Raw genomic sequence first — 10532 nt, forward strand, 5'->3', positions numbered from 1 at the left:
CCACCGGCCCCGCCGAGCTCCCGGTTCCCAGGCCGGCGCCGCCCGCCGCCCGCGGCCGCTCCCGTGTGGCCGCCGACCCCTCGCCGACGCCGTGACCCCCGACCCCGGCACAGCCGCCCCCAGGACGAACAGTTCCAGGACGAACGAGGGCGGCGTTCTCGTCGACTGCGCCGGTGCGCGCGTCGGCGGCGCCAAACGCCTGCTGGACGAGTTCGATCTCTACCTACGGGACCTGGACCGCCCGCGACCGCGGGTGATCGGCCGCGACCGGCCGCTGACGCTGACCTGGCTGCTGCGCCGGGAGTTCGCCGATGACCGTCGGCGCGAGCGGACCCTGGCCCTGGCGTTGAACAGCGTCTCGTTCGTGACCGCCGGCCGGGAGCGCAACGTCCTGCTGCACGGCGCCCAGCAGTTCCTCGGCTGGGACGAGGCCCGCGAGCTCGGCCGACGGATCAGTCCCGCCGTGCACGCGCAGGTCCCGGTGGTGTGGTCGGCGATGCGCCGGGCCGACCGCCTGTTCGTCCCCTCAACGAGCATGGCCGAGCGGGTGTGCCGCGTCGCCCCGGCACTGCGCGACCGGGTGGTCGTGGCGTTCAACCCGGTGACCCCGCCGGACCCGGCGGTGCTCGCGGCCCGCGCCGACGAACGCCGGGAACGGGGCGACGGCCCGCGGGTCGTCGACTTCCTCTGCCCGCTGATCATCCTGCCGCAGAAGCAGATGACCGGGCGGCTACGGGCGGGACTCGCCGCGTTGGACATCCTCGCCGCCCCGCCGCACCACATCGACGCCACCCTGACCGTCACCGGCAGCGCCGAGCAGATCGAGGACCCGGCGGTGGCGCGCCATCCCCGCCTGCGGCTCATCGGCGGCCGGCATCTCCCGTCCACCGTCGCCGGGCTGATGGCTCGCTGCGACGCGATCTACTTCCCATCGGTACTGGAGTCCTTCGGCTATCCGCTGGCCGAGGGCCGGATGATGGGCGTGCCCGTGGTCGCGCTGGACAGCCCCCACAACCGCGAGATCGCCGGGCCGGCGCTCGCTGGCTACCAGCGGGAGAACGCCGCGGAGATCGCCGCCGCGCTGCACGGCGCGCTGGCGATGGATCTCAAGGCGGACCAGAGCGGCCTGTTCGCCCGCGGCCCCTACTTCGATCTTCTGCTCGGCGTCGGCCGCTAGGCGACTTTGATGGATCTTCGGCTGGGTGAGGTGAAGATTCACCCGAGGCCGAGCCGCCGTGCACTCGGGCGGGGCAGCGGACGGGTGTCAGCGCGCGCGCTCGGCGTCCGCCGACCGCACGGCCGGGTCCGGACCAACCCGCTCCAGTCCCACGTGGTCGAGGTCAACATGATCATAAGCTGTCTGATCATAAGCGGCAGGGCCGGCCCCGGCCTCTTCCGAGGCGAGACGGCCAACCGGTCGCGGCTGGACGGGCGCGCCGACGGCAAGGCCGCGTGAGGGCGTCGGGGCCGCCGCTGCCACATCGAGCCGGCGGCCCACGAGCAGGTGCTGGCCGACCACATCGTCATCGACGTCGACCATCGCGGACAGCGGAGCCAGATCGAGCTCGCCGAAGCCGGCGTCGGTGGCGAGCCGGCGGACCTGCTCGCTGCTGCGGCCGAAGCAGTTCAGCGCGAAGCGCATCTTCGCTCGGCCGGCGAGCCCGCGCTCGGCGCGCCACTGCGCCTCGGTGCGCCAGGCCGGGTCATCGACGACCACATGGACGAGCAGCCGCCCGCCCGGCCGCAACGCCGCGTGCCAGTCACGCAGCGCCCGCGCGAACACCTCGTCGGTGAGATGCTGCACGACGGCGATGGAGTAGACGACGTCGACGTCCCGACCGGTGCGGCGGAACTCCTCGACGGTGAGGTACTCCAGGTTTGGTGCCGGGTTCAGCACCCGCGCGCAGGCCAGCACACCCCGAGACACATCGACGGCGGTCACCGCGTGGACGCGCGGCGCCACGGCGGCGGCCAGGTAGCCGGGGCCGCAGCCCACGTCGAGGACGTCGTCGTCCGCACGCAGGTATCGCCCGAGAAGATCCTGGGCGAGCGTCTGCCGAGAACGCCGGTTGCGCTCGGCCGCCGCGTCGCGGTCGTGCTCACCCGGCTGGAAATAGTGCGGACTCAGGGCAAGCAGGCGCAGCGCCATCTGGGGACGGCGCCGGGCCGGGGTCACGGCGAGTACCGCCGGCACCCACCGGGCGCCGAGGAAGTTCTGCGCGCCGGCCGCGGCCATCGCGAACCCCGCCAGGGATCGGAACCGACGCTCGACGGTGGATCCCCTGCCAGCCATGCCCGCCATCCTCTCGACCGCGGGCGACACCGAACGTGTCGCCGCGCGCCGGACCGGCACCCTTCGATCAACCACAGAGATCGAAGGCGAGGAGGCCCAGCATTAACCAAGAGTATGAATACGAACACCCAGGGTCAACGACCAGGGTGGTCGCGCCGGCTCTTCTATTCCAGGTAGTCGCGCAGCTTCTGCGATCGGGACGGGTGGCGCAGCTTCGACAGGGTCTTGGACTCGATCTGCCGAATCCGCTCCCGGGTGACGCCGAACTCTCGTCCGACTTCCTCCAGCGTCCGCGGGTGACCGTCCGTGAGGCCGAAGCGGAGCTGGATGACCTTCTTCTCCCGGTCGGAGAGGGTGTGCAGCACCGAGTCGAGCTGCTCCTGCAGGAGGATGAAGCTCGCCGCGTCGACGGGGACGACCGCGTCGCAGTCCTCGATGAAGTCACCGAGGTGCGAGTCCTCCTCCTCACCGATCGGCGTCTCCAGCGAGACCGGCTCCTGGGAGACCTTGAGGATCTCCCGGACCTTGTCCGGAGTCAGATCCATCTCCTTGGCGATCTCCTCCGGGCTCGGCTCACGGCCGAGGTCCTGCAGGAGCTGGCGCTGGATGCGGATCAGCTTGTTGATCGTCTCGACCATGTGCACGGGGATGCGGATCGTGCGCGCCTGGTCGGCGATGGCGCGGGTGATCGCCTGCCGGATCCACCACGTGGCGTAGGTCGAGAACTTGTAGCCCTTGGTGTAGTCGAACTTCTCGACCGCGCGGATCAGACCGAGGTTGCCCTCCTGGATGAGGTCCAGGAACAGCATGCCGCGGCCGACGTAGCGCTTCGCGATCGAGACGACCAGGCGCAGGTTGGCCTCGACCAGCTTGCGCTTGGCGATCTGACCGTCGCGCTCGATCGCTTCGAGATCCCGCCGCATCTGCGGGGAGGTCTTCTTCGTCGCCACCGCGAGCTTCTCGGAGGCGAACAGACCGGCCTCGATCCGCTTGGCGAGGTCGACCTCCTCCTCCGCGGTGAGCAGCGGGACCTTACCGATCTCCTTGAGGTACATACGTACCGGGTCGGAGGTCGGCGCCTTGAGCGCAAGCTCCTCCTCCTCGCGGCGGCGCCGGGCGAGGAGATCTGCCTCGTCGGGGCTTTCACCCCCCGCCTCCAGCACCTCGATGCCCTCATCATTGAGCACCTGCAGGACCGTCTCGGCCTGCTCCGGGGGCAGCTCCGCCGCCTGAATGGCGACCGAGACGTCCTCGGTGGTGAGGAAACCGATCTCCTTGCCCCTGGTGATGAGGTCCTTGACCTCGTCCACCTGGGCTTCGCGGGGTAGGACGGTAGGACTCATGGGCGGAATCTCGTCACTTCCTTCTCGGGATCGACCCTGGTTACGCGGCACCTACGCCCCGCTCCCGGAGTTGACGCTTGTGCTGTTCCAAAGCGATCAGCTCACCGTAGGCACGGTTGAAGGCCTCGGCGTCGGCCACCGGGTTGAGCCGCTGCACCCGCGACTTCAGGTCGGTGATCCGACGTGTCACATGCAACTCCTGTATGCGTGACATCTGCTCGTCGACATAACGATCATCAACATCGCGATCGCACAACACCCTTTCCACGGCCAGGGCGGTGACGAAGCGGCGCAGCTCCTCCTCCGTCGCCGCCGCCGACACCTCGGCCACCCAGGCGGCCAGGCCGCCGGCCCTCGCCAGACCCCCGCTGGCACCGCCGAGACGCGCGATCAGCTCGCGGACCGTGCGGTGCGCGGGAACAGTGAACATCTCCGGGGCCAGCGTGTCGAACATCGGACCAGCAAGTCCCGGAAACTGGACGGCGAGCTTGAGTGCCTCCCGCTCGACCACGGCGACCGGGTCGACGGTACCGGCGCGACGCGGGCCGAACGCGGAGGCGACGGCGGCGGTGCCCGCGGCCGGGCGGTCCCGGTGCTCCGCGACCCGTGCCGCGACGAACTTCTCGTCGAGGAAACCGAGCCAGCGGTCCAGATTCACGGCGTAGCGCTGCCGCAGGCCGGCGTCCTTGATCCGGCCGACCAGCGGGGCGGCCGCGTCCAGTGCCGCGAGCCGGCCCTCGGTGGTGTCGAGGTCATACCGGCCGAGCACGCCGCGCAGGGCGAACTCCACCAGCGGGACGCGGCGGGCGACGAGGTCACGCACGGCCGTGTCGCCGCCGCGCATCCACAGCTCGCAGGGATCAAGACCGGCGGGCTCGACCGCGACGAAGGTCTGCGTGGCGAAGCGCTCCTCGTGCTCGAAGGCGCGCATGGCCGCCTTCTGCCCGGCGGCGTCACCATCGAAGGTGAAGATGACCTCCCCGCGCCGCTCGTCCGAGTCCATCAGTAGCCGGCGCACGACGCCGACGTGCTCGGGACCGAAGGCGGTGCCACAGGTGGCCACGGCGGTGGTCACGCCGGCCAGGTGGCAGGCCATGACGTCGGTATAACCTTCGACCACGACGACCTGGTAACGCCGGGCGATGTCACGGCGAGCCAGCTCGGCACCGTAGAGCAGGGTCGCCTTCTTGAACAGCGGCGTCTCGGGCGAGTTGAGGTACTTCGGGCCCGCGTTGGGCGTTCCGTCGGCGGCGAGCAGGCGTCCGCCGAAACCGACGACCTCGCCGGCCAGGTCCCGGATCGGCCACATGAGACGGTGGTGGAACCGGTCGATCAGGCCACCCCGGGAGCCCTGCTTCGACAGCCCGCCGAGCACCAGTTCCTCGCCGGTGAAGCGGCGGGCCAGCAGCTGGCGGGTCAGCGCGTCCCAGCCGGTCGGCGCGTAGCCGACGCCGAAGCGCCGGGCGGCCTCCAGGTCGAACCCGCGGGCGGTCAGGAAATCCCAGCCGGCTCGGGCGTCGGGATGGCTGGTGAGCTGCTCGGCGTAGAACTCGGCCGCGATCCGGTGCGCCTCGAGCAGCCGCTGGCGCTGGCTGCTGACGGTGCGGTCGGTGGTACCGCCGCCCTCGAAGGTCAACGTGACGCCAGCCCGGCGGGACAGCCGCTCGGCGGCCTCCCGGAAGCTCAGCCCGTCGATCTCCCGGACGAAGGAGTAGACGTCGCCGCCCTGCTGACAGCCGAAGCAGTGGAACAGGCCGGTGGCGACGTTGACGTAGAAGGAAGGTGACTTCTCCTCGTGGAACGGGCACAGCCCGACCAGCTCGTTGCGCCCGGCGGGACGAAGCTGGACGTGTTCGGAGACGACGTCCGCAATCGGCGAGCGCTCCCGGACCAGGGCGACATCGGCGTCACGGATGCGTCCGGCCATCCGCCCCTCCCCTCGTCCGTGCCGGGCGAGGTACCTCACCCGGGGCAGATCGCCCACCAGTCGTGTGCCAGGTCATACCCACTTGACCGATCTTCGGAACGCTGCCGCCGGAACCCCCGACCGAGGTCGGCGGCCACGCACATGGCGCCCCGCACATCGGTCCTACCGGTGCGATGGTACGTGTCGTAAGCGCGACAGTACGGATCATGCCACGGGAATGTTGGGGACACCGGCCGCGACCTGCGATCCCGTCCGGTTCGGCAGCGTCGCGCACGGGGCCGCGAAGCCGCCCGGACCCAGGGACGCGGGCCTCCCCCGGGCGGGGGAGGCGGGGGCACACCGACGCCGGAACGCGACGCAACCTTTCGACTCCCACCGCGTCGCCGGGGCGGCAGTCGCCAGGGCGCGAACCGTCACGGGATCGTCACAGGACCCGGGGCAACGGCCGACCACGCAGTGTGGCGTGGCGCCGCTCAGCGCTGGCGTCGGTCAACCGGGCGACCTGGTCAATGACCACTCGTAGCCGGCCAGCGTCGTCCGCCGCGGCGGCGAAGGCCGTCCGCAGCGACGGGTCCAGGGCCCGGGGCGCACCGCGCAGGACCAGTTCCACGAGCTCGCCGATGACCTCCCGCTGGCGGGCCTGGCGCGCCCGTGCCCCCGGTCGCTCCATGACGTACCAGGCGGTGACGCCCTTCAGCGCCGCGCACTCGGCCACGGTGGCCGGATCCACCGCCAGGTCCGCGCCGTAGCGCCGCGTCGGGCCGGTCGGGTGACGCTCGCGGGTGGCGCGCACGGCGGCCCGGGAGAACCTGGCGATGAGTTCGCTCGTCATCGCCCGCAGCGCCGCCTGGCCGCGTGCGGAGGTGATCTCCGAGCGAATCCACCAGGGCTGGGCGCGCAGGGCGTCCAGGGCGGCGGCGACCGCCGCGGCGGAGGATTCCGGGAACCGCAGCGCCGTCGCGGCGGCCAGGTCCTCGCGGTGGCCCGGGTCGTCGAGGGCGGCCAGTTCGATGTGTCCGGCGACGACGCCGTCCTCCAGGTCGTGGACCGAGTAGGCGACGTCGTCGGCCCAGTTCATGATCTGCGCCTCGAAGCAGCGCCGCCCGGGTGGCGCGTCCGCCCGCAGCCAGGCGAGGACGGGCAGGTCGTCGAGGTAGGCGCCGTACTTCGAGGTGGCCGGGTCGGGCCCGCGGCCGCGGGCCCAGGGGTACTTGGTCGCCGCGTCGAGGGTCGCGCGGGTCAGGTTGAGCCCCGCGCTGCTCCCGTCGACGTCGACGATCTTGGTTTCCAGTCTCGTCAGCTCGCGCAGGCTCTGGGCGTTTCCCTCGAAACCGCCGCACGCGGCGGCTGCCGTGTCCAGCGCCTGCTCACCGTTATGCCCAAAAGGGGGATGGCCCAGGTCATGGGCGAGGCACGCCGCGTCGACGAGGTCGGGGTCGGCCCCGAGCTCCGCGGCCAGCTCCCGCCCGACCTGCGCCGTCTCCAGCGAGTGCGTCAGCCGCGTACGCGGGAAGTCGTCGTCGAGCGGGCCCACGACCTGCGTCTTTCCGGCAAGCCGACGCAACGCGCTGGAGTGCAGCACCCGCGCTCGATCCCGGGCAAACGGGCTGCGCGACTGCGGTGTAGCCTTCGGACGTTCATCAACCCGACGGACGATGTCCAAGGCGTCATACCACTCAGCGACCACGAGCTTGAGCGTATCGGCGCGATTCGGGGACCTCGGCGGATCGCAGCGACGATACTTTGTGCGCACCCCTCACCAATCGGCCCGGAGGCCCGCCGTGGACAAGATCATCAAGTATGGCGCGATCGCGTTCGTCATCTTCTTCGTGGTAACCGCACCCAACAGTGCGGCCAGCATCATCGACCGCGTGTTTGGATGGTTGCAGTCCTGGGCCGATGGCGTGTCCCAGTTCGTCACCGACACCGCATTGTGATCCCTGTCCGGGCGGCCCGGATGTCTGGGACACTGCCAGAGTGGTGAGACTCCAGCTTCCGGATCCGGCGCAGCGCGACGCCAAGTACCTGGCATCCCAGGAGCGCCTGGTGATGATGGTGCGGCTGCACTGGGCCGTCCTGCTACCCGTGTTCCTGCAGACGCTGGGTGCCGTGCTGCTCGCCTTGGTGGCGAACATCCTGTTCGCCGCCCAGGACGTTGACGCGGGCTTCATCAACACGCTGCTGTGGTACTTCGCGCTCGTCATGATCCTCCGGATGCTCTGGAAGGTCGCGGACTGGCAGTTCGATCATCTGATGATCACCGACAAGCGGCTGCTGAAGGTGTCCGGGATCTTCTTCCGGAAGGTCCAGACGATGCCGCTGTCGAAGATCACGGACCTGACCTACAACCGAGATCCCCTCGGTCGCCTGCTCGGCTACGGCGAGTTCGTGGTCGAGTCGGCCGGTCAGGACCAGGCGCTGTCGAAGATCCAGTTCCTGCCCCGACCGGACCGGCTCTACCTCACCCTGGTCGACATGACCTTCGGTGGAGCGCCGTCTCCCGCGGGCGACGACTGACCCGCTCAGCCGCCCGGCCACCGGCGGGACACGGTGGCCGGCACTGAACCACCCTGCTACAGAGCACCACCCCGCTACAGAGCACCACCCCGCACGAGCGCATTCTCCCGCCGCTGGGCAGCACCCCGCCACAGCGCGTTCACCAGAGAGCACCCATCCGGGTTACAGCACCATCGCGTCACAGAGCACCATCCGCGTCACAGAGCACCATCGCGTCACAGAGCACCATCCGCACCGAACGCCAGGAGGGGCCGGGGAGCATCCGCTCCCCGGCCCCTCCTGGTCTGTCAGGCGTGCTGTCCCGCCGCGCTCAGCGCAGCAGGTCGCGCGCGGCGTCGACGATGTGCTTCGCCGAGATGCCGGCGGCGTCGAGCAGCTCGGTCGGCGTGCCGGAACCAGGCAGCGACCGCACCGCGAGGTGGCGGACGTTCAGCGCAAGGCCGCTGTCGTCGAGCGCGGAGAGCACCGCGCCGGCGAGCCCGCCCTCGGGGTAGTGGTCCTCCGTCACGACGATCTTCCCGCCGGTGGCCCGGGCGGCCTCCAGCAGGGTCGCGGCGTCCACCGGCTTGACCGAGTAGAGGTCGATCACCCGTGCGGCGACTCCCTCGGCGGCCAGCGTGTCGGCCGCGGCCAGGGATTCGTGCAGGGTCACACCGGCACCGATGAGCGTGACGGTGTCGCCATCCGAACGGCGCAGCACCTTCGACCCGCCGGGCGCGAACGGCTCGTCCGGGCCGTAGAGAACCGGGTAGGCACCGCGGGTCGTGCGCATATAACTCACACCGGACAGGTCGGCCATCGCCTCGAGGAGCGCCGCGGCGGACGTCGCGTCGCTCGGGTACAGCACCGTGGAACCGCCGACGGCCCGCATCATCGCGAGGTCCTCCAGCGCCATCTGCGACGGGCCGTCCGCACCGATCTCCACGCCGGCGTGGCTGCCGGCCAGCCGGATGTCGACCTGGGAGATCGCGGCCATCCGGATGAAGTCGTAGGCCCGGGAGAAGAACGCCGCGAATGTCGACGCGAACGGCACGTAGCCGCGCACCGACAGCCCGACGGCCGTGGCGACGAGCTGCTGCTCGGCGATGAAGATCTCGAAGAAGCGGTCCGGGTAGGCCTTGGCGAAGTCCTCGGCGTACGTCGAGTTGCTGACCTCGGCGTCCAGGGCGACGACGTCGGTACGGGCGCCGAGCGCCGCGAGCGCCTGCCCGTAGGCCCGCCGGGTGGCCACCTTGGCGCCCAGCTCGTAGCGGGGCAGGGTGATCGCGGGGCGCTGGATCGGCTCCGGCCTGGGCTGGTCCGCCGCCGGGACCGGGCCGCGCACGCGAAGGTCACGCTCACCGCCGAGCTCGGCGATGGCGCGCTCGGCCATGTCGGCGGGCAGCGGCTTGCCGTGCCAGCCTTCGTGGTCGGCGATCTCCGAGAAGCCCTCGCCCTTACGGGTGCGAGCGAGGATGACCGTCGGGCGGGAGGCGTCCTCGGCGTCGGCGAGGGCGGCATCGATGGCGTCCACGTCGTGGCCGTCGATGACGACCGCACGGGCACCGAACGCCTCGACTCGCTTGGCGTAGCGGTCCATGTCCCAGCCGAACTCGGTCGGTCCGCGCTGGCCGAGCCGGTTGACGTCGACGATCGCGACGAGGTTCGACAGCTTGTAGTAGGCGGCCTTGTCGAGGGCCTCCCAGATCGAGCCCTCGGCCATCTCACTGTCGCCGCACAGCACCCAGACGCGATACGGCGACTTGTCGAGGTACTTGCCGGCGATCGCGACGCCGACGGCGTCCGGTAGGCCCTGGCCGAGCGAGCCGGTGGCGACGTCGACCCACGGCAGGATCGGGGTCGGGTGCCCCTGCAGGCGCTCGCCGAACCGGCGGTAGCCGTTCATCAGCTCGTGGTCGCTGACGACCCCGACGGCCTTGTAGACCGAGTAGAGCAGCGGGGAGGCATGCCCCTTCGAGAAGATGAGGTGGTCGTTCGCCGGGTCCTCGGGATTGTCCCAGTCATAGCGCAGGTGCCGCGCGACCAGCACGGCCAGCACGTCCGCCGCGGACATCGATGAAGTGGGATGTCCGGAGCCAGCCGACGTGCTGCTGCGCACCGAGTCGACGCGCAGCTGGGCCGCGAGTTCGCGGACCGTCTTCAGATCAGCCGTCCCGACCGCGCTTTCGGATACGGGAGTTGCCACACCAGTCTCCTTATTGTGATCCGCAGGGTGTTGTCACACGCGTCGCGTGCCCGTCTCCGCCGGTTGCATCGCCGCCGCCTGTCGCACTACCCTTTCGCCCGGCGAACCGAACCGTACCAGCGCGGGTGAGCACCGAAGAGGGTCGATTGGATCCCACATAGGTCACACTCGTGACTCACCCGGATCGGCCGCGGCGGCGACGCGGCCGATCCCGCCATCGGCGTCGGCGTCCGCGCCGGTGGGCCGCCCGCGAGCCGGCGGTTGCGC

Annotated in this window: 8 protein-coding genes; 3 read left to right on the forward strand and 5 right to left on the reverse strand. The window is 70.7% G+C overall.

Going from position 1 to position 10532, the window contains the following annotated elements; genetic code table 11:
• On the forward strand, positions 1-1177 hold a 1177-nt coding region (locus tag MXD58_RS11440), incomplete at its 5' end, for a glycosyltransferase (protein WP_308301945.1).
• Positions 1178-1264: 87 nt separating this feature from the next.
• On the opposite strand, the gene MXD58_RS11445 is transcribed toward MXD58_RS11440, so the two are convergent.
• The 4 genes from MXD58_RS11445 to MXD58_RS11460 form a co-directional block, all read right to left on the reverse strand.
• Entirely contained in the window at positions 1265-2293 is a 1029-nt protein-coding gene (locus MXD58_RS11445) for a class I SAM-dependent methyltransferase (RefSeq protein ID WP_248840007.1), read from the reverse strand.
• Positions 2294-2457: 164 nt separating this feature from the next.
• Positions 2458-3636, reverse strand: coding sequence for an RNA polymerase sigma factor (locus MXD58_RS11450; RefSeq protein WP_248820594.1), 1179 nt, complete (start codon positions 3634-3636; stop codon positions 2458-2460).
• Between the two features lie 40 nt (positions 3637-3676).
• Positions 3677-5563: a DNA primase gene (gene dnaG, locus MXD58_RS11455; RefSeq protein ID WP_248840008.1), complete on the reverse strand. Its 1887-nt coding sequence runs from the start codon at positions 5561-5563 to the stop codon at positions 3677-3679.
• A gap of 424 nt (positions 5564-5987) precedes the next feature.
• Complete coding sequence (locus MXD58_RS11460; RefSeq protein ID WP_250609298.1) at positions 5988-7250, reverse strand: deoxyguanosinetriphosphate triphosphohydrolase; 1263 nt, start codon at positions 7248-7250, stop codon at positions 5988-5990.
• A 94-nt stretch (positions 7251-7344) separates the two neighbouring features.
• Between MXD58_RS11460 and MXD58_RS11465 the strand changes: the two genes are divergently transcribed.
• The gene (locus MXD58_RS11465) at positions 7345-7500 is read left to right on the forward strand and encodes a hypothetical protein (protein ID WP_248819348.1); all 156 of its coding nucleotides are present in this window, start codon (positions 7345-7347) and stop codon (positions 7498-7500) included.
• A gap of 40 nt (positions 7501-7540) precedes the next feature.
• Positions 7541-8080, forward strand: coding sequence for a PH domain-containing protein (locus MXD58_RS11470; protein WP_248840010.1), 540 nt, complete (start codon positions 7541-7543; stop codon positions 8078-8080).
• Positions 8081-8390: 310 nt separating this feature from the next.
• Here the strand turns inward: MXD58_RS11470 and MXD58_RS11475 are convergent, their stop codons facing one another.
• Positions 8391-10265: a transketolase gene (locus tag MXD58_RS11475; protein WP_248840011.1), complete on the reverse strand. Its 1875-nt coding sequence runs from the start codon at positions 10263-10265 to the stop codon at positions 8391-8393.
• Positions 10266-10532: the final 267 nt, after the last annotated feature.

Origin of the sequence: Frankia sp. AgKG'84/4, assembly GCF_023242965.2 — a bacterium.
In the GTDB taxonomy this organism is placed as follows: domain Bacteria; phylum Actinomycetota; class Actinomycetes; order Frankiales; family Frankiaceae; genus Frankia.